Annotated in this window: 19 protein-coding genes; 13 read left to right on the plus strand and 6 right to left on the minus strand. The window is 53.1% G+C overall.

All coding sequences use genetic code 11. The features are described 5' to 3' along the window. Positions 1-25: 25 nt before the first annotated feature. Positions 26-814 (plus strand): siderophore-iron reductase FhuF, encoded by a 789-nt coding sequence (gene fhuF / locus O9K67_RS21210; RefSeq protein ID WP_061497907.1) that lies wholly within the window; start codon positions 26-28, stop codon positions 812-814. A 42-nt stretch (positions 815-856) separates the two neighbouring features. Here fhuF and O9K67_RS21215 read toward each other — a convergent pair whose 3' ends face one another. Continuing rightward, positions 857-2,197, minus strand: a complete 1,341-nt coding sequence (locus O9K67_RS21215) for a PTS sugar transporter subunit IIC (RefSeq protein ID WP_061497909.1) — start codon at positions 2,195-2,197, stop codon at positions 857-859. A 339-nt stretch (positions 2,198-2,536) separates the two neighbouring features. Between O9K67_RS21215 and O9K67_RS21220 the strand changes: the two genes are divergently transcribed. Beyond that, entirely contained in the window at positions 2,537-2,995 is a 459-nt protein-coding gene (locus tag O9K67_RS21220) for a YbaK/EbsC family protein (protein ID WP_061497911.1), read from the plus strand. Positions 2,996-3,046: 51 nt separating this feature from the next. Here O9K67_RS21220 and bglJ read toward each other — a convergent pair whose 3' ends face one another. Both bglJ and O9K67_RS21230 read right to left on the minus strand, forming a co-directional pair. Then, positions 3,047-3,661 carry a DNA-binding transcriptional activator BglJ gene (gene bglJ, locus O9K67_RS21225; protein WP_061497913.1) on the minus strand — a complete coding sequence of 205 codons (615 nt, stop codon included), beginning with the start codon at positions 3,659-3,661 and terminating at the stop codon, positions 3,047-3,049. 20 nt (positions 3,662-3,681) lie between these two features. Further along, positions 3,682-4,395, minus strand: a complete 714-nt coding sequence (locus tag O9K67_RS21230; RefSeq protein ID WP_061497915.1) for a helix-turn-helix domain-containing protein — start codon at positions 4,393-4,395, stop codon at positions 3,682-3,684. A 537-nt stretch (positions 4,396-4,932) separates the two neighbouring features. Here O9K67_RS21230 and O9K67_RS21235 point away from each other — a divergent pair. The 8 genes from O9K67_RS21235 to opgB all read left to right on the plus strand — a co-directional run bounded on the left by O9K67_RS21235 (position 4,933) and on the right by opgB (position 11,980). After that, positions 4,933-5,709, plus strand: coding sequence for a threonine/serine exporter family protein (locus O9K67_RS21235; RefSeq protein WP_061497917.1), 777 nt, complete (start codon positions 4,933-4,935; stop codon positions 5,707-5,709). Further along, positions 5,700-6,173, plus strand: a complete 474-nt coding sequence (locus O9K67_RS21240) for a threonine/serine exporter (protein ID WP_061497919.1) — start codon at positions 5,700-5,702, stop codon at positions 6,171-6,173. The genes O9K67_RS21235 and O9K67_RS21240 overlap by 10 nt, the downstream gene beginning before the upstream one ends. A 351-nt stretch (positions 6,174-6,524) precedes the next feature. Then, entirely contained in the window at positions 6,525-6,974 is a 450-nt protein-coding gene (locus tag O9K67_RS21245; protein ID WP_061497921.1) for a MarR family winged helix-turn-helix transcriptional regulator, read from the plus strand. A gap of 80 nt (positions 6,975-7,054) precedes the next feature. Further along, positions 7,055-7,483, plus strand: coding sequence for an organic hydroperoxide resistance protein (locus tag O9K67_RS21250; protein WP_020456446.1), 429 nt, complete (start codon positions 7,055-7,057; stop codon positions 7,481-7,483). Between the two features lie 135 nt (positions 7,484-7,618). Next, complete coding sequence (dnaT, locus tag O9K67_RS21255; protein WP_061497924.1) at positions 7,619-8,158, plus strand: primosomal protein DnaT; 540 nt, start codon at positions 7,619-7,621, stop codon at positions 8,156-8,158. A 2-nt stretch (positions 8,159-8,160) separates the two neighbouring features. Then, entirely contained in the window at positions 8,161-8,898 is a 738-nt protein-coding gene (dnaC, locus tag O9K67_RS21260) for a DNA replication protein DnaC (RefSeq protein ID WP_061497926.1), read from the plus strand. A gap of 76 nt (positions 8,899-8,974) precedes the next feature. Beyond that, a complete protein-coding gene (locus O9K67_RS21265) occupies positions 8,975-9,466 on the plus strand; it encodes a DUF2501 domain-containing protein (RefSeq protein ID WP_061497928.1) in 492 nt (163 codons plus the stop codon). A gap of 222 nt (positions 9,467-9,688) precedes the next feature. Beyond that, positions 9,689-11,980, plus strand: coding sequence for a phosphatidylglycerol--membrane-oligosaccharide glycerophosphotransferase (gene opgB / locus O9K67_RS21270; protein WP_061497930.1), 2,292 nt, complete (start codon positions 9,689-9,691; stop codon positions 11,978-11,980). Positions 11,981-11,983: 3 nt separating this feature from the next. On the opposite strand, the gene O9K67_RS21275 is transcribed toward opgB, so the two are convergent. After that, entirely contained in the window at positions 11,984-12,796 is an 813-nt protein-coding gene (locus O9K67_RS21275) for a GNAT family N-acetyltransferase (RefSeq protein WP_061497931.1), read from the minus strand. Between the two features lie 87 nt (positions 12,797-12,883). After that, on the minus strand, positions 12,884-14,548 hold the full coding sequence (gene tsr, locus O9K67_RS21280; protein WP_061497933.1) for a methyl-accepting chemotaxis protein: 1,665 nt from the start codon (positions 14,546-14,548) through the stop codon (positions 12,884-12,886). A gap of 349 nt (positions 14,549-14,897) precedes the next feature. Here tsr and O9K67_RS21285 point away from each other — a divergent pair, with 349 nt between their 5' ends. The 3 genes from O9K67_RS21285 (at position 14,898) to yjiA (ending at position 18,290) form a co-directional block, all read left to right on the plus strand. After that, entirely contained in the window at positions 14,898-17,051 is a 2,154-nt protein-coding gene (locus O9K67_RS21285) for a carbon starvation CstA family protein (protein WP_061497935.1), read from the plus strand. A gap of 68 nt (positions 17,052-17,119) precedes the next feature. Continuing rightward, entirely contained in the window at positions 17,120-17,323 is a 204-nt protein-coding gene (locus tag O9K67_RS21290; protein ID WP_061497937.1) for a YbdD/YjiX family protein, read from the plus strand. A 10-nt stretch (positions 17,324-17,333) separates the two neighbouring features. Continuing rightward, on the plus strand, positions 17,334-18,290 hold the full coding sequence (gene yjiA, locus O9K67_RS21295; protein ID WP_061497939.1) for a GTPase: 957 nt from the start codon (positions 17,334-17,336) through the stop codon (positions 18,288-18,290). 365 nt (positions 18,291-18,655) lie between these two features. Here yjiA and O9K67_RS21300 read toward each other — a convergent pair whose 3' ends face one another. Further along, positions 18,656-19,759 (minus strand): M20 peptidase aminoacylase family protein, encoded by a 1,104-nt coding sequence (locus O9K67_RS21300; RefSeq protein WP_061497940.1) that lies wholly within the window; start codon positions 19,757-19,759, stop codon positions 18,656-18,658. Positions 19,760-19,765 lie beyond the last annotated feature (6 nt).

A 19,765-nucleotide genomic window follows, 5' to 3' on the forward strand; every position in this document is an offset into this window, starting at 1 on the left:
TTAGATTTCTTATCCTGCTACTGCCATGACTTCACGTACCGCAACGATTGCTGAAAATGCTACCTGGCGAGGGAGCCTCAACAATGAGCGCGATTCGCTGGCGAATGCCGTACGGGAAACTATCTCCAGCCATCGCGAATATCTGCTTGATTTTATTCATCTCAATGAACCCGCACCTTACCAAACCATGACGCTGGCAGAATGGTCACGCGGTAGCGCGTTACAAACGCTTATTGCGACCTATTCCGATCATATCTATCGCAACCAGCTAACGCAGCCGCGAGAAAACAAGCCACTGTTATCACTATGGGCGCAATGGTATCTCGGGCTGATGGTACCGCCGTTGCTACTGGCGCTGTTGATGCAGGAACGCGCAATCGACCTTACACCTGAACATTTCCATGTCGAGTTTCACGAAACCGGCCGTGCCGCGTGTTTCTGGATTGATGTGCAGCCCGATGACGTATTAACGTCCTGTAACGATGCCCAACGAATTTCCGCGCTGACGACATACGCTATGCTCCCGGTCGTACAGGCGCTGGAAGCCACCGGAGACATCAACGGTAAGCTTATCTGGAGCAACACGGGCTATCTGATTAACTGGTGCCTGGGGGATATGATCCCCGTGCTTGGTGAGGGGCGTGTCGCAGCGCTGCGTCAGACCTGCTTCTTTGAAAAACAACTTGCCGATGGCAGCGACAACCCGCTGTGGCGCACCGTTGTGCTGCGGGACGGTGTACTGGTGCGCCGCACTTGCTGCCAGCGCTATCGTCTGCCAGATGTCCAGCAGTGCGGCGACTGCACGTTAACATAAACAAAGGAGCGGTTATTCCGCCCCTTTGTTTTCCTTGTGCCTTTATGCAACCTGCTTATCGTCTTCTGCGCGCTGTGCTTCTTCTGCTTCCTGTTCCAGTAACTGTTTTTCGTACACTTTAAAGAACGGATAGTAGATAACCGCAGACACACAAGCGAGCAAGACCACGAGAATTGCTGCCCGGAAATCCCAACCCAGCGCCCACGCGCCGCCAATAGGCGCAGGAGCGGTCCAGGGCACAACGGAAATCACTCTGCCGATAAGATCCAGTTTCATCGCCGCCCAGGCAATGATGGCGTTGATCGTTGGTGCCAGCAGGAAAGGAATAAAGAATACCGGGTTCATTACAATGGGTGTGCCAAAAATAACCGGCTCATTGATGTTGAACATACTCGGTACGACGCTCAAACGCCCGATGGAGCGTAAATGTACCGAACGGCTACGCAGGTAGCAAAAGACCAGCCCCATCGTCGCCCCGGAGCCACCAATCACAATAAAGAAGGTCCAGAACGCTTCCATAAAGATATGCGGCAACGGCGCGCCCTGCGCCAACGCGGTCTGGTTCAAACCAAGGTTCGTTAACCAGAACATTTGCAGCATACCGGAAACGATCGCAGCGCCATGAATGCCGGCGAACCACAGTAAATGACCAATGATCACCGCCAGCAGAATGGCCGGTAATGAATCCGCTGCCGCTACCAAGGGTTTAAACAGCGCCATAATGGCCTGCGGGATCAGCATATTGAACTGCGTCTGGATAAGCAGACTCAACGGATAAAGCGTCAGCACTACCACCAGCACAGGAATGAGCAAATCAAACGAGTTTTTTATCATCGGCGGCACCTGATCGGGCAGGCGAATACCAATGTTATGCGCTTTTAGAAAACGCATCATTTCCACACAATAAATCGCCACCAGGATCGCGGTGAAAATACCGGTGCCGCCAAGGCTATCCACCGGCAGCGTACCGTTGGTTTTTGGGGCTGCGACCAATAAGAAAGCCATCAGCGATAGCATGGCGCACATAAAAGGATCCAACTGATGCGACTTCACATAATGCTTACCAAGATTGTAAGCAATGGCCGCGCAGATATAGATAGACATAATGCCCATCGTCATATCGAAAGGCGTAAGGATCCGCCCTTCATACTGCTTCGCAAGATCAAGCCAACCACGGGCGAAACCCCAGGTGGTGTCCGGCGAAAATGGCGGATAGGCAAAGACCAGCAGGAACGAGCCCACAATCATAAACGGCATTGCGGAAATAAACCCGTCACGGATGGCCATCACATGGCGTTGGGAAGAGATTCGCCCGGCAATCGGGCTGACGTAGTTTTCTATAAACCGGAAAATGAGGTTAAACGCAGCATGGTTGGCAGACATAGCAGATCTCCTGTCAGACTAACAAAGTAAGCGCACCAGCGAATATTCTGCCGCGTCGCGATCCATTTTTTCTCTGTGAAACCATGTGGTTGTTTGAACCAGCATTACAACGAAACAGGATACGTTCATAGACGGCTCTTTATTTAATTTTCTGGGCAGAGGGAAGTGACAAAATGAGTATTAACCCGGGTTGATGACACTGCAACCGGTTACTGTAACCGGTTTCCGCGATTGTGAAGGCGATCGATAATCTGGTTGTAAGGCGTTTGTTAAGGAGGGATATTTACAGCAATAACGTGCTTGTGACAGATTAATAGCGGTTTTAAGCAGGAGAACATCATGAGTTTGCAGTCTGTGCGGCAATTTTTTGCCGACAATGCCCCCGACATCGATATCATCGAACTGAGCCAAAGCACGGCAACCGTCGCGCTGGCTGCTGCGGCACATCATGTGGAGCCGGGACAAATCGCCAAGACACTGTCGTTAAAAGTAAAAAATGAAGTCATTCTGGTGGTCGCCAAAGGCGACGCGCGCCTGGATAATAAAAAGCTAAAAAATACTTTCGGCGCGAAAGCGCGAATGTTAAGTAGTGACGAAGTGGTTACGATTACCGGCCATCCCGTTGGCGGTGTCTGCCCATTCGGTCTGGAAAACCCTCTGGCAATATATTGTGATGTGTCGTTGAAACAGTACCCGGAAGTCTTGCCAGCTGCCGGAGCCATCCACAGCGCCGTGCGTATCTCGCCAGAAAGAATGGCGGAACTGACCCGCGCCAAATGGATAGATGTGTGCCTGTAGTCTCGTTGCACCAGCGCCAGGTTTGATGCCTGGCGCACCAGAAGCGAAAGGCTAATTGGGATACTGACCGTAAACGTGCGGCATCCATGTCAGAATATCTGCAGCGTTAAGCAAACTCACATCAGACGTAACACCCAGCTTTGTCATCGCGTTAAATTTGTGCGCACGAATGGTTTTAACATTGCGATCCAGCTGTGAAGCGATTTCAGCCATGGAAAGACCGCGCGTCATACAGTTCAATATTGCCCGCTCCGTCGGGCTGAGCGTACGACACTGGCTCACATACCAATGATTAAGCATATTGTCATTGATATGCCGGGTTTCACCGAAGAGCGTTGCAAGCTGCTCCAATAAGAGAGGCAACGGCGCTGTTTTACTCAAAATGCCATGCAATCGCAACGATGAAAAAAGCCCCACCAATTGCGCCTCTCGATCGTCCTCAACCAGAACGATACGCTGTACACCGGGATGCGAGTATGAAAGTAGATGCAGCCCCATTAAACATTCACGCCGTTCTTCTCGCAGTCCAAAAAGAGAATAAATGATAGAAAAAAACGACGTCTGTTTGAGTGCCTGACGGAATTCAGCAAAATTTTTATAGAAATGAAACGAGTATTGACAATATGTCGGATCACTCAATAAATTTTGCAATCCCACTTCACTCATTATGCATTTTTCGATGATGGCTACGTTTCTTTTCGTGCAATTCTTTCCCATTCTTTCCGCTCTCCGTATGCCGTTCCTAAATTGAGCTCTTTCATTCCCCGAGTACTATTAATCCATGTGTACAGGTCCGCATTACTGCGCAGTAATAATCTGCGCATTGCACTATTTTTTTGCGCACTGATAGTTTTATTGCTCTTTTTTAGCAGTGTTGCAATTTGATTTATTCCCCACCCTTTTCCCAACAGACGTAATACTTTTCGCTCGGAAAATGTCAGTGCATCTCCCATCGAAGAATTCTCTTCCATAAATTCTTCAGCGGGCATCAAAAGCGTCTGGCTGATTTTTCCATTTTTCTCATAGCTCGCATGAATAGTCGTGACAATGCCCGCAATCGACGCCTCATCAGAAAGTAACGTTGTGTGCGAACGTAAAAGAAGCTGTTTCGCAACCGGATAGAGGCTACCGGAGACAAAGAAAATCCAGTGCGCATTATCGCATTGCGAGAGCAGTGAATAGTATTGCTGACAATTTCTGCGCGCATACCGCTGTTCGCCTGTTAAATCGACAATAACCATACTGGCGCACTGTAATTTTTGCAGCGCAATCTCCTCTATGGATGAATAACAGGCCAATTCATATTCAGTAAAATGTCGGGCAACTATGCCCTCTATTCCGGCGCTGAATACTGGCATTCGACTTATAATAACCCCATGTTTACTGTTTAGTGATAGCATAAAACCTCCGCTTCCATTCGCGAGCTCTATCAATTCTCGTTATTAATATTTACTTGACTGATGAAATTAATGCGAAATAGTCCCACATCTCGTCAGGATGACGCGGTGAAAAATTAGTAAAATGCATGATTAGCAATTAAATATAACGTTGTAAAATTATAGTATTGCCCACTCATGTGTCAACATAACACAACGCCCTTTCAAACACCCCGGATATTATTAAAAAATAAAATAAGAAATTAAAACAATCAATGCGTGGATAATTAAGATAAAACCCATAAATTTAATAAATAATTAAGATTAATTTATACCTAACCTGCTCATTAATCATGTTTTTCCACAATGAGAACATTAATACCCTAACAGACCTGAACTGGTCTTAACCCACAACGGGAATGCATCATGAAACGCCTTCATCGTGATTTAATGCACAGTTCTTGATCTACTTTAGCGCCCTTCAGCCCATATTCTGTGCTAAATATAGACTTTTCGCTCCCCCTTCTTGTGAGCGCCTTTGCAAACAGTACCAGGGTAACCATGCAAACAGACCAGTCATCGCAGCGGGCAATTACACGCCTGTGTATTCAGTGTGGCCTTTTCTTGTTACAGCACGGCGCAGAGAGCGCGCTGGTGGAAGAGTTATCAACGCGTCTGGGACTGGCGCTGGGCATGGACAGCGTAGAGAGTTTAATTTCATCCAATGCCATCGTCCTGACGACCATCAAAGACGGGCAATGCCTGACCTCCACACGCAAGAACAGCGATCGCGGAATCAATATGCATGTCGTGACGGAGGTACAACACATTGTGATCCTGACCGAACACAAGCTACTGGATCTAAAAGGCGTTGAAAAACGCTTTGCCCAGGTAAAGCCACTGCGTTACCCGCGCTGGCTGGTCACCCTGATGGTAGGCCTTTCCTGCGCCTGCTTCTGCAAGCTCAATAATGGCGGTTGGGACGGTGCATTTATCACTTTTTGCGCCAGCAGCGTTGCGATGTATGTACGGTTGGTGCTGGCAAATCGGCACATGCACCCGCAAATTAACTTCTGTGTGACCGCGTTTGTTGCAACGACGGTTTCGGGCTTGATGCTCACTCTGCCGAATTTTCTCCACTCATCAACGGTAGCCATGGCCGCCAGTGTTTTGTTATTGGTACCGGGGTTCCCGCTTATTAATTCCGTCGCCGATATGTTTAAAGGCCATATCAATACCGGGTTGGCGCGCTGGGCCATCGCCAGCTTATTAACGCTCGCAACCTGCATTGGCGTGGTGATGGCGATGACGTTATGGGGGCTACGCGGATGGATGTGATCCTGTTTTTTGTGGCGCTAGCGCAAGATATGGTGCTGGCCGCAGTCCCCGCCGTTGGGTTTGCCATGGTATTTAATGTTCCCCATCGCGCCCTGCGTTGGTGTGCGCTTCTTGGGGCCATTGGTCACGGATCGCGCTTTGCCATGATGCACTGGGGTTTTAACATTGAATGGTCAACGTTCGTGGCCTCTATGCTGGTGGGCAGTATTGGTATTCGCTGGTCGCGCTGGTATCTGGCGCATCCGAAAGTATTTACCGTCGCTGCGGTAATCCCTATGTTCCCAGGGATCTCCGCGTACACGGCAATGATTTCAGCGGTGAAAATTGGTCATTTCGGCTACAGCGAAGAGTTAATGATCCTGCTGTTGACCAACTTCCTTAAGGCATCGTCGATTGTGGGGGCGCTCTCTATTGGCCTATCGATCCCCGGCTTGTGGATCTACCGCAAACGCCCACGCGTTTGAGATTTGTTTTCTGTCGCCGCCGTGGTGATCATCACCCTGCCTGAGGAAAAGGGTTTGAATGTCGTACGTATGGAACAAATTGCCGAACGGGCGAGCACCCCAGCGGAGGGTGGTGTATCACGTCAAAACCAAAGAAAACCTCTATTTGCAGATTATGTTCACCGCCTGATGAGCAGCCTCAGCTTTCACTGCGTGGCAAACAGAGCGACTCTTTTTCAATGTTTGAAGAGAAGGAGGAGCCAACCGCGCAGCGTCAGTATTACCGTAACATGGCGGTGCAGGTTGTGCTGTGTTATACCTGCCCGCAAAAAATAACTTGCAATTAAATCGCACACTATATAAATTCGTTGCATGAAGACGAAAACGACACCGAACGCGCAACTCGCGTTAGATAACCAGTTTTGCTTTGCGCTTTACTCAACAAACCTGGCTCTGAATAAGCTTTACCGGCAGCTACTGGCGCCGATGAACCTGACTTATCCGCAATATCTGGTCATGCTGGTGTTGTGGGAGAAAGACGATGTGACCGTGTCGGACATTGGCGAACGCCTGTTTCTGGATTCCGCCACACTCACGCCGCTGTTAAAGCGCCTCGAAAGCGCCGGGCTGATTTCACGTCAGCGTTCGCGCCAGGATGAGCGTCAGGTGGTGATCACATTAAGCGAAAGTGGGCGCGCGTTACAGCAACAAGCCGCCTCTATTCCGGAATCGATCAGTTGCGCGATGGCGTGTGACAACGCAACCCTGCGGGACATCAAACAGCAACTGGAACAACTTCGTCAGCGGTTTCACCTGGCTTAAGCGCCCTTACGGGCGTTTTCGCCAACAGATAAATAGCACGCTATTTTATAGCAAGCACTCAAGATAATAAGGAACCTGTCATGTCTTTAGAAAAAGTCGTTTATACCGCCAAAGCCAAAGCCACCGGCGGCCGTGATGGCCGCGCAACCTCTTCTGACGGCGTACTGGACGTCAAACTGGGCGTACCGAAAGAGATGGGCGGTGCGGGCGGTGAAGTGACCAACCCGGAACAGCTGTTTGCTGCGGGCTACTCCGCCTGCTTCCTCGGTGCAATGAAATTTGTTGCCGGCCGCGACAAAATCGCCATGCCTAAAGACGCCTTTATCGAAGGCGAAGTGGGTATCGGTCCGTTGCCAACCGGTTTTGGTATCGAAGCCAAACTGAACATTCACCTGCCGGGGATGGACGCGGCAGAAGCGAAAAAACTGGTCGACGCAGCGCACATCGTTTGCCCGTATTCCAACGCGACCCGCGGTAACATCGATGTGACCCTGAACATTATCGCATAACCGCTTCAGAGCCGGGGCAACCCGGCTTTTTCCTGCTGTACTGTCCTTTCCCTTCCCTGTGTTACTATGTGTCATTATCTCTGCGTGGAAAACGCAGTGCACCGTATCCGTTGTATTCCAGTTTGAGAACGCGTTATGTCTTCCAGAATTCTGACGTCAAATGTCATCGGCATTGATGAGCTTATGCGCGATCATGCCAGCGTACTGGCCCGCACGGAAGGTGGCGCAATCGCCGTTTTTGCCAATAACAGCCCCGCGTTTTATGCCGTTACGCCACAGCGACTCGAGCAATTGCTGGCGCTGGAGGCGCAGCTTTCGCGCCCGGCCAGCGATATTGCATTAGATGCGCAGTTCTACGAAGAACCCAGCGCCGCGCCGGTAAACGTGCCAATGGGGAAATTTGCTATGTATGCGGGCTGGCAGCCCGATGCTGACTTCCAGCGTCTGGCCGCGCTATGGGGCATCGCGCTGGCGCAGCCGGTTACGCCGGAAGAACTGGCGTCTTTCGTCGCATACTGGCAGGCGGAAGGCAAAGTCTTCCACCATGTACAATGGCAGCAAAAACTGGCGCGTAGCCTGCAAATAGGGCGTGCCAGCCAGAATGGCGCAGCAAAGCGCGATATCAACACCCTTTCAGAACCGGACAGTCAAATCCCACCAGGCTTTAGAGGATAACGATGAAAAACGTCGGCGAATTGATGAAACGTCTGCAAAAAATGATGCCCGCCAATACCCAACCTGCATTTAAAACAGGCGAAGAGTTAATGGCCTGGCAGAAACAACAGGGCGAAATCCGTTCGGCGGCGCTGGAGCGTGAAAACCGCGCCATGAAAATGCAGCGCACCTTTAACCGCTCCGGCATTCGTCCGCTTCATCAAAACTGCTCCTTCGACAACTACCGCATTGAAACCGAAGGTCAGATGCGCGCCCTGAGTCAGGCACGGCAATATGTCGAAGAGTTTGAGGGCAATATCGCCAGCTTTATCTTTTCTGGCAAGCCAGGAACCGGTAAGAATCACCTTGCGGCCGCCATTTGCAACGAGTTGTTATTACGCGGCAAATCGGTGCTGATCATTACCGTTGCCGACATTATGTCTGCCATGAAAGAGACATTCGGCAACCGTGAAAGCAGCGAAGAGCAGTTACTGAACGATTTAAGTTCGGTTGATCTGCTGGTGATCGACGAGATCGGTATGCAAACCGAGTCCCGCTACGAAAAAGTGATCATTAACCAGATTGTCGACCGCCGCTCATCATCCAAACGCCCAACCGGCATGCTGACCAACAGCAACCTTGATGAGATGAACAAACTGCTGGGCGAACGCGTCATGGACAGGATGCGCTTGGGCAATAGCTTGTGGGTGATCTTCAACTGGGAGAGTTATCGCAGCCGCGTCACCGGCAAAGAGTATTGAGAGTTTTCCCCTCCGTAGGCTTCCCGCGCCCGGGTGTATACTGGGCGCTCTCGTCATACATCAGGATCTGCACGACATGAAATTCGCCAAACGCCTGCTTTGCACCGCTGTTATCAGCAGCACCCTGTTTACCGGTTTTGCCCATGCGGCGTCCTGGCAGGACACGCTTTCCAGCGCTGCCGGCCAGCTCAGCCAGAATAATTCTGCCTCGCAACAAGGCGGTTTGTCGCTCTCCTCCCTGACCGGCCTGCTTAACGGCGGCAACCAGGCGCTCAGCGCCGGAACCATGAACAACGCCGCAGGTATCATGACCTGGTGCGCCAAAAACAAACTCTCCTCGCTGACCAACACTGAAAACGTGAAAAATCAGGTACTGGATAAACTGGGTCTGGGAACAACGGAACAAAAACAGGACACCAACTATCTGGAAGGGATTCAGGGAATGCTGAACACCAAAAACGGTGAGCAACTGAATCTGAGTAATATTGGCAACACGCCGCTGGCGGAAAAAGTGAAATCAAAAGCCTGCGATATCGTTCTCAAACAGGGCGTCAACTTCCTCTCCTGACCCTGTGCCGCGTTGCTCTCAACGCGGCGTTTTCTTCCCCTGCCCTACCTTTTCGTCGCCAAAGCGACGGCGATCACCCTGCCGCCTTTCTAAACCAATTCTGAATAAACCGGGAATAAAGTGACACTACAATTGCAGGTATGTGACATGAATATTAAATTGTACGTCCTGTTACAAAGATTAATAGCCAGCAACATGTCTGGCATTGATGGGGGATGACGGTTGTCTGAATTGCTTTCTGTTGCTTTGTTTCTCGCCTCCGTGGCGACTTACGCCTGGAAAGCGGGTCGTAACACCTGGTGGTTCACCGCTACGTTGCTGGTCCTCGGTTTCTTTATCCTGTTAAATATCACCTTATTTGCCAGCCACTATTTTACCGGCGATGGTATTAACGATGCGGTACTCTATACGCTGACCAACAGCCTGACCGGTGCTGGCGTCAGCAAATACCTGCTTCCCGGCGCGGGCCTCGCGCTGGCGCTGTTTGCCGTATTTTGCGCACTCGGTTGGGTACTGAGCCGTCGTTGTCATCGTCCACATCATATGGGTTACAGCTTGCTGGCTCTGGTGCTGGCGCTTGGTTCCGTGGATGCCAGCCCGGCATTTCGTCAAATTACAGAACTGGTGAAATCCCAGACGCGCGGCGGCGATCCGGATTTTCTGACTTACTACAAAGAACCGGCAAAGTCGATTCCGTCCCCGCACCTGAATCTGGTCTATATCTATGGTGAAAGCCTGGAGCGCACCTACTTTAATGATGAGGCGTTTCCGGGGCTTACGCCGGAACTGGGCGCGTTGAAAGAGGAAAGCATCGACTTCAGTCACACCCAGCAATTGCCAGGTACGGACTACACGATTGCAGGCATGGTGTCGTCTCAGTGCGGCATTCCGCTGTTCGCACCGTTTGAAGGTAATGCCTCCGCATCCGTTTCCACCTTCTTTCCGCAAAACCTGTGTCTTGGCGACATCCTGAAAAATTCTGGCTACGAGAATCACTTTATTCAGGGGGCAAACCTGCGCTTTGCCGGTAAAGATGTGTTCCTGAAATCGCACGGTTTTGACTATCTCACCGGTGCAGAAGAGCTTAAAAAGCAGGTTGACGACCCGAACTACCGCAATGACTGGGGTTTCTATGACGATACCGTGCTGGATGCGGTATGGCGACAGTATGAAGAGCTTTCCCGCGCCGGTAAGCGCTTCTCTCTGTTTGCCCTGACGGTGGACACTCACCACCCGGACGGGTTTATTTCCCGCACCTGCACGCGCAAAAGCTACCACTACGACGGCAAGCCGAATCAGTCCTTCAGCGCCGTCACCTGTAGCCAGCAGCATATTGCCGCGCTGATTAACAAGATCAAAGCATCGCCATGGTTTAAGGATACGGTGATTGTCGTGTCGTCAGACCACCTGGCGATGAACAACACCGCATGGAAATATCTGAACAAAGCAGATCGCAGTAATCTCTTTTTTGTGATCCGAGGTGATGAACCCCAGCAGGATATCTCCGGCATCAAACGCAGCACGCTGGATAATGGTGCCACCGTGCTGGATATCCTTGGCGGGGATAACTACCTTGGCCTTGGGCGTAGCAGTCTCTCCGGGCAGTCACTGTCCGGCGTGTTCCTGAATATGAAAGAGAAAGTGCTGGCCTGGAAGCCGGAGATCATTCGCCTGTGGAACTTCCCGAACGAGATGAAAGCGTTCACTATCGACCAGAATAAACAAATGGTCTCGTTCTCCGGGAGCCAGTTCCGGTTGCCGTTGCTGGTGCGCGTCGGGGATAAACGTATTGAGCCCCTGCCGGAAAGCGAATATTCCGCACCACTACGTTTCCAGTTGGCGGATTTCGCCCCGCGCGACAACTTTGTCTGGATCGATCAGTGCTACAAAATGGCGCGCTTGTGGTCGCCGGATCTGGCACTTTCTACCGATTGGTGCGTTTCACAAGGGCAGCTTGGCGGAGAACAGCGCGTCCAGCAGGTGGATAAAGCACAATGGAAAGGGAAAACCGACTTTCAAGAGACGGTGATCAGCGCTGAACGCTACCAACATAACGTGGATACGCTGAAGATCGTCGACGATAGCATCCGTTATAAAGCCGACAGTTTTGTATTTAACGTTGCAGGCGCGCCGGAAGACGTCAAACACTTCAGCGGCCTCTCCCGTCCGGAGAGCTGGGGACGCTGGTCCAACGCAAATCTTGCCGACGAAGTGAAGATTGAGTACGACCACCCGTTGCCAGAAAAATTCGCGCTGGTCATCACCGCCAAAGCGTTTGGCCCTAACGCTAACCGCCCCATCCCGGTGCGCGTGGGTTCTGAAGAGCAAACATTAACCCTGGGAAGCGAGCTGAGTACCACAACCCTGAGTTTCAGCAATCCATCGCGCAGCAACACACTAGTGATTGCCCCGCCTGCGCCGCAATCCAGCAATGAGGGGAATATTCTTGGTCACTCACCGCGCAAGCTGGGCATTGGCCTTGTTGAACTCAAAATCGTTGATCGCGAAGGCTGACCGCTACAGGTCGGCCTTCATCTCATACTGACTGATCGGCATAAGGAGATAGCCAGCACGCGTAAATAGCGGCGTAAAACGGGCGGGCACGACCACAGAGGTGCTCAGTCCGGGGAAACGCTGATTTAATGCGCGCAGTAATTCGCTGGCGAATCCTTTACGCCGGTACTCCGGCTCAACATAGATAAACCGCAGTTGCGGCTTCTCCATATGGGTAGCCAATACCGCATACGCATGTTTGCGGTACTCAAAGGCCAGCGCAGGCAGTGACACTGAAGAAAGGGGATCGACCATCCATGACAGCATAGCATTGCTCTCGCCCGTCGCTTTGCGCACCACCTCCAGCGGGTCAAGCGCCTGTAACGCCACCGATTGCACAGATGCATCCGCAGCGCCCTGAAAACCGTATAGTTCCTGAGTCATCACAAAGCCCAGATTGCGATAGAGCGTCACGGCGGGATGATTCTCCTGAATCACCTCAAGTTGCATGTTCACGACACCCCGCTCGCGCAACGCAGCCATTAGCGGCGCAAGAAGACGTTTTCCTTGCCCTTTCGCCCGGTACGCGGGGCGAATTGCAAATGCCGCTAACCGGGCGGAGACGCCGCGTCGGGTGATCAGCGCCACGGCAGCAGGCGTTTCATCCGCCAGCCAGACGCAAGAATCCACCAGACTTAATCCTTCGGCAATAAAGCGCTGGGCAAAGACCGCAGGCGGCAGCGAAAACGGCACGCTGTAGCCTTCAAAGCAGTCGCCGACAATCGCGGCCAGTTGCTCGCAACTGTAGTGAAGGGCAGGAACGGCAATGAGGTGCATAAGGCTTCTCCGCAGAATGCTTTTCCAGAGAATAGCACGGCGAAGCCTGGAGAGAATGCGCCCTGGACTACAGGGCGCAGAGAACAATCAGAAGGTTTCCCAGTTGTCACCAGTATCCGTCGCGGCCACTTTACGCGGTTGGGAGGCAACCGGTGCGGCTTTGGCGAAAGCGGCGGCCCCCGCTTTACGCTGTTCCTGCAGAATGCGGAACACGGCAACTGCCTGCGTCAGGCGGCTGGCCTGTTCTTCCAGCGCAGCGGCAGCAGCAGCGGATTCTTCTACCAGCGAGGCGTTCTGCTGAGTCACGCGATCCATCTCGGCAACCGCCAGACCCACCTGGTCGATACCGCGGCTCTGCTCATCAGAAGCAGACGCGATTTCGCCCATAATATCGGTCACACGGGTGACCGCATTGACGATTTCATCCATCGTCTCACCGGCGCTTTCCACCAGCGTGGAGCCCAGTTCAACGCGACCAACGGAGTCTTCAATCAGGCTCTTGATTTCACGGGCTGCCTGGGCGCTACGCTGCGCGAGGTTACGCACTTCGCCCGCAACCACCGCAAAACCACGCCCCTGTTCACCTGCACGCGCCGCTTCTACCGCGGCGTTGAGCGCCAGGATGTTGGTCTGGAAAGCAATGCCGTCGATCACGCTGATAATGTCAGCAATTTTCTGCGAACTGGCGGCGATGTCTCGCATGGTCTGCACCACGTTGTCCACCACTTTTCCGCCTTTCTGCGCGGTTTCAGATGCGCTCAATGCCAGATGACTAGCCTGACGGGCGTTTTCGGCGTTCTGTTTAACCGTTGCGGTCAGTTCTTCCATGCTGGCTGCCGTTTCTTCCAGCGATGCGGCTTGCTGCTCGGTACGGGAAGAGAGATCGTTGTTACCCACCGAAATTTCGCTCGCGCCGCTGTAAATGGCGTTCGCACCGTTACGCACATCGCTGACGGTACGCACCAACTCGCTCTGCATGTGACGCAGGCTGTCCGCCAGCACGCCCATTTCGTTAGAGCCCTGCACTTCAATACGCTGCACCAGATCACCACCGGCAATATGGCGAATGTTGTCGATCAGGTGGTTCAGCGGCGCAATCAATGCACGTTTGATCCCTGCCCATACGCCGACGATCACCGCCAGTACCACGATCAGGACGGTAATAATGATCCATATCGCAGAACCATAGGAGCTTTCGCTCGCATTGACGGCAGTTTCATACAGGGAATCGTTCTGCTGCAAGTAGTTGACGTATTGTTTCTCGAAACCGTCCTGGTAACGCTGTGTCGGCTGGTCAAAGAAGTCATTAATTTTGCCGGCACCCAGCAGTTGGATCAGCTCCGCCAGTGCGTTGTGATAGATATCGTAGTTACGTTTGATCTCTGCTGCGGCTTCGTCGCTCTGGCGCGGATCGCGCGGCAGCGCCTGGTAAGCAGCCCAGTTCACTTCCGCCTGTTTCAGTGAAGTGCTGGCAATCTGCATCAGATCCGACACAGTGGCACCGCTACCGATATTGTTCTGATCCATCATGTAGCGAATACCCGCGCGGTTCAGGGTATTACGGGTTTGCAGCAGCGCTACCCAGCTGGCGTTCAGCGTAGATTGTTGCTGACGAATGGTTTGCAATACGGTGAAGTTTTCTTTGTCCTGCTTTAGCGCGTTGAAGAACAAGCCGCCGGAGGTGAGCTGTAAAAGGCCAAATAATCCTAATACCAGTAACAAACTGGTCACAAGTTTAATGCGATTTAACATGTTTTCTCTTTCCATATAGACAGATGTAAGATTTTCGGCCTGGAATAAGAAAACTTTATGGCTCATCGTGCTAATATTCACCAAAACAATAGTCGTAATGCAGCCGACCTGAAACGTACTCAACCCGCGCCCACCAAGGGTTCCGAGTGATCGCCATCACACATTTTCCGCCACGTAGCGCGTGTAAAAACCGCTCACTCCGATTCCATTACCGCTTAGCGTCCATTTCTAACCACTCAACCAAATCGTCGCCGTTTCGCGCGCGTAATTTGTCATGATCGTGGCCAGCATACAGCCTTTACGACACCTCACATCCGATTCTCTTTTTCTGCTAAAAGCCAGGTCTGATATGGATACTAAAAAACTCTTCAAGCACGTGCCCTGGGTGATCCTCGGGATTATCGGTGCTTTCTGTCTCTCGGTTATTGCGTTACGGCGGGGCGAGCACGTAAGCGCCCTGTGGATCGTGGTCGCTTCCGTCTCCGTTTATCTGGTGGCATATCGCTACTACAGCCTCTACATCGCCCAAAAGGTGATGAAACTCGACCCGACCCGCGCCACACCAGCGGTGATCAATAACGATGGTCTTAACTATGTGCCAACCAACCGCTACGTGCTGTTTGGCCACCACTTTGCCGCTATCGCGGGCGCAGGTCCGTTGGTCGGGCCGGTATTGGCCGCACAAATGGGTTACCTGCCGGGCACGCTATGGCTGCTGGCAGGCGTGGTACTGGCCGGTGCCGTGCAGGACTTTATGGTGCTGTTTATCTCTTCCCGCCGTAACGGCGCCTCGCTTGGCGAGATGGTCAAAGAGGAGATGGGCCGCGTGCCGGGGACCATTGCACTGTTTGGTTGCTTCCTGATTATGATCATCATCCTCGCGGTGCTGGCTCTGATCGTGGTGAAAGCGCTGGCGGAAAGTCCGTGGGGCGTGTTTACCGTCTGCTCTACCGTGCCGATTGCCCTGTTTATGGGTATTTACATGCGCTTCCTGCGCCCAGGCCGCGTGGGTGAAGTCTCGGTTATCGGGATTGTGCTGCTGGTGGCCTCCATCTGGTTCGGCGGTATTATCGCTCACGATCCGTACTGGGGCCCGGCGCTGACCTTTAAAGACACCACCATCACCTTCGCGCTGATTGGTTATGCCTTTATCTCTGCACTGCTGCCGGTATGGCTGATCCTCGCACCGCGTGACTATCTGGCGACCTTCCTGAAAATCGGCGTGATCGTCGGTCTGGCGCTGGGTATTGTGATCCTCAACCCGGAACTGAAAATGCCAGCGGTGACGCAGTACATTGACGGTACCGGCCCGCTGTGGAAAGGCGCGCTGTTCCCGTTCCTGTTTATCACCATCGCTTGCGGCGCCGTTTCTGGCTTCCATGCGCTGATCGCATCCGGCACCACGCCGAAACTGCTGGCGAACGAAACCGACGCCCGCTTTATCGGTTACGGCGCAATGTTGATGGAATCCTTTGTGGCGGTGATGGCGCTGGTTGCCGCGTCCATTATCGAACCGGGCCTTTACTTTGCGATGAACACCCCGCCGGCAGGCCTCGGTATTACTATGCCGAACTTGCATGAACTGGGTGGTGAGAATGCGCCGATGATTCTGGCGCAGTTGAAAGATGTCACCGCACATGCGGCGGCAACGGTCAGCTCCTGGGGCTTTGTGATTTCGCCGGAACAGATCCTGCAAACCGCAAAAGACATCGGCGAGCCGTCGGTACTGAACCGTGCGGGTGGCGCGCCGACGCTGGCCGTGGGTATCGCTCATGTGTTCCACAAAATCATGCCAATGGCGGATATGGGCTTCTGGTACCACTTCGGTATCCTGTTCGAAGCGCTGTTTATTCTTACCGCGCTGGATGCAGGTACTCGTGCAGGCCGCTTTATGTTGCAGGATCTGCTGGGGAACTTCGTGCCGGTTCTGAAGAAAACTGACTCGCTGGTTGCCGGCATTATTGGTACTGCGGGCTGCGTGGGCCTGTGGGGCTACCTGCTGTATCAGGGCGTGGTTGATCCGCTGGGCGGCGTGAAGAGCCTGTGGCCGCTGTTCGGTATCTCTAACCAGATGTTGGCTGCCGTTGCCCTGCTGCTCGGCACAGTTATCCTGGTGAAAATGCAGCGCACCAAATACATCTGGGTTACTGTGGTTCCTGCCATGTGGCTGCTGTTGTGCACCACCTGGGCGCTGGGCCTGAAACTGTTCAGCACCAACCCGCAACTGGAAGGCTTCCTGTATATGGCTAACCAGTACAAAGCGAAGATTGCCGCGGGCGGCAGCGAGCTGACGGCGCAACAGATTGCCAATATGAACCATATCGTGGTGAACAACTACACCAATGCCGGTTTGAGTATTCTGTTCCTGGTGGTGGTTTACAGCATCATCTTCTACGGCATCAAAACCTGGTTGAACGTACGTAACAACAAGGTACGTACCGACAAAGAGACGCCGTATGTGCCAGTGCCGGAAGGCGGCGTGAAAACCTCCTCCCATCATTGATGTAACCAGGCCGGATGGCTCCCTCTAAGGGGGAGCCATCCGGCCCCCACATATATCCGGAACAAATAATGTTTGGTAACTTAGGCGAAGCAAAAAAGTACCTCGGTCAGGCGGCAAAGATGCTGATTGGCATCCCGGACTATGACAACTATGTTGAGCATATGCACACCAACCATCCGGACAAACCGTACATGACCTATGAAGAATTTTTCCGCGAACGCCAGCAGGCGCGTTATGGCGGCGACGGCAAGGGCGGCGTCCGCTGTTGCTAAAGGAGAATGTATGACCCCCATTGCAGTGACCCTGCTGACCGGTTTTCTCGGCGCAGGCAAAACCACCCTCTTACGCCATATTCTCAACGAGCAGCACGGCTACAAAATCGCCGTTATCGAAAACGAATTCGGTGACGTCTCCGTCGACGATCAACTGATTGGCGATCGCGCCACGCAAATCAAAACCCTGACTAATGGCTGTATCTGCTGTAGTCGTTCCAATGAACTGGAAGATGCGCTGCTGGACCTGCTCGATAGCCTCGATCGTGGTGATATCGCCTTTGACAGGCTGGTGATCGAATGCACCGGTATGGCCGATCCCGGTCCAATCATTCAGACCTTCTTCTCCCACGAGATCCTCTGCCAGCGCTACCTGCTGGACGGCGTGATCGCGCTGGTTGACGCCGTGCATGCCGATGAGCAGATGAACCAGTTCACGCTGGCGCAGTCGCAGGTCGGTTATGCCGATCGCATTCTGCTGACCAAAACCGATGTGGCTGGCGAGAGCGAAAAACTGCGCGAACGGCTGAGCCGCATTAACGCCCGCGCACCGCTTTACACCGTCACTCACGGCGATATCGAGCTGGCGCAGCTATTTAATACCAACGGTTTTATGCTGGAAGAGAACGTGGTGGCGGCCAAACCACGCTTCCACTTTATTGCCGACAAGCAGAACGACATTAATTCGATCGTCGTCGAACTGGACTACCCGGTGGACATCAGCGAAGTCTCCCGCGTGATGGAGAGCCTGCTGCTGAGCTTTGCGGAAAAACTTTTGCGCTACAAAGGGATGCTCTGGATCGATGGCGAGCCCAACCGTCTGCTGTTCCAGGGCGTGCAACGCCTGTATAGCGCCGACTGGGATCGCCCGTGGGGCGATGAATCCCCACACAGCACACTGGTGTTTATCGGCGTGCAGTTGCCGGAAGAGGAAATCAGAGCAGCGTTTGCGGATCTACGGAAATAAGCAAACCGCGGTGATAATGTTGAACCGTACGATCCCCTCCCCTCCTATGGGAAGGACAACCGGACAATAACGCTGAACCGTACGATCCCCTCCCCCCCTATGGGAAGGACAACCGGACAATAACGCTGAACCGTACGATCCCCTCTCCCTATGGGAAGGACAACCGGGCAATAACGCTGAACCGTACGATCCCCTCTCCCTATGGGAAGGGAAACCGGACAATAACGCTGAACCGTACGATCCCCTCTCCCCTATGGGGAGAGGGTTAGGGTGAGGGGAGAACAAAGTGTAAACCTGGCAATTCAGTGGAAACTACTGCGGGCAACAATACGATTACCACCCGCAGCAATGGGAAGCAGTGAGTATCAGCCCAGCACATCCTGCACGCAGGCTTTAAATACTTTCACGCCGAGCGCTAACGCTTCGCGGTCAAAGTGCATTTCCGGGTGATGCAGCCCCGGCGTCAGGTTCGCGCCCAGCCCCCAGAAACCACCTTTCACCTGTGGGCGCAAGCGCAGGTAGTGGAAGAAATCCTCACTACCCGGCGTCGATTTCGGTGCGGTCAGCCCGGTGTCGCCAAACACACTGCGGATCGCGCGGGAAACCACGTCAGTTGCCTCATCATCAATGATCGCCGCAGGCATCTCCTTAAGAACGCGGATTTCAGCACGCGCACCATAAGCCGCGGCACTGCTTTCAATAGCACGCAATACCTGCGGTTTCAGTGCATCCATGGCCTCATTTTCTGCCGCGCGTAGATCCCAACACACCTGCGCTTTGTCCGGAATGGAGTTAGTGACTCCGGCATCGCAAAGAAAACGTGTGGCTTTCGCGCTCCAGGTGAGCGATGGCGCAAGGTGAATACCGTTAACCGCCTGCACCGCGTGCGCAGCGGCATCCAGTGCGTTCACCCCCAAATGCGGGCGCGCAGCATGCGCTGCTTTGCCGTGAAACATCACCTCAACGGTGGCGGACGCAGAATAGTACATCGCCGGAACGGCCTGGCCCATCGGACACTCTTCCAGCGGGCGCAGGTGGAAACCAAGCAACATGTCCACATCGTCCAGCACGCCGCCTTCGGTCAGGGCAATCGCCCCGGTGCCCAGCTCTTCAGCGGGCTGGAAGATAAACTTCAGTTTGCCCTTTTTCACTACGCCTTCAGCCATCACTTCCTGCGCCGTCGTCAGCACCACAGAAGAATGCCCATCGTGACCACAGGTGTGGCGCGCAACGTGTTGACCCTCAATGATATGCCCGAGTGCATCCATATCGGCGCGCAACGCCAGAGTCGGTCCGGGTTTGCCACTGTCCAGCACGGCGACGATGCCGGTAGTGTTATTGATCTGGCGCGTAACCTGGTAGCCCGCCGCCTCCAGTACCCCGGCGATATAAGCAGAGGTTTTATACTCTTCGAACCCAAGTTCTGGGATCTGATGCAGGTAATTAAAGTGCTCTAGTGTACGTGACACGTCTTA

It is taken from the genome of Kosakonia oryzendophytica (assembly GCF_027886705.1).
In the GTDB taxonomy this organism is placed as follows: domain Bacteria; phylum Pseudomonadota; class Gammaproteobacteria; order Enterobacterales; family Enterobacteriaceae; genus Kosakonia; species Kosakonia oryzendophytica.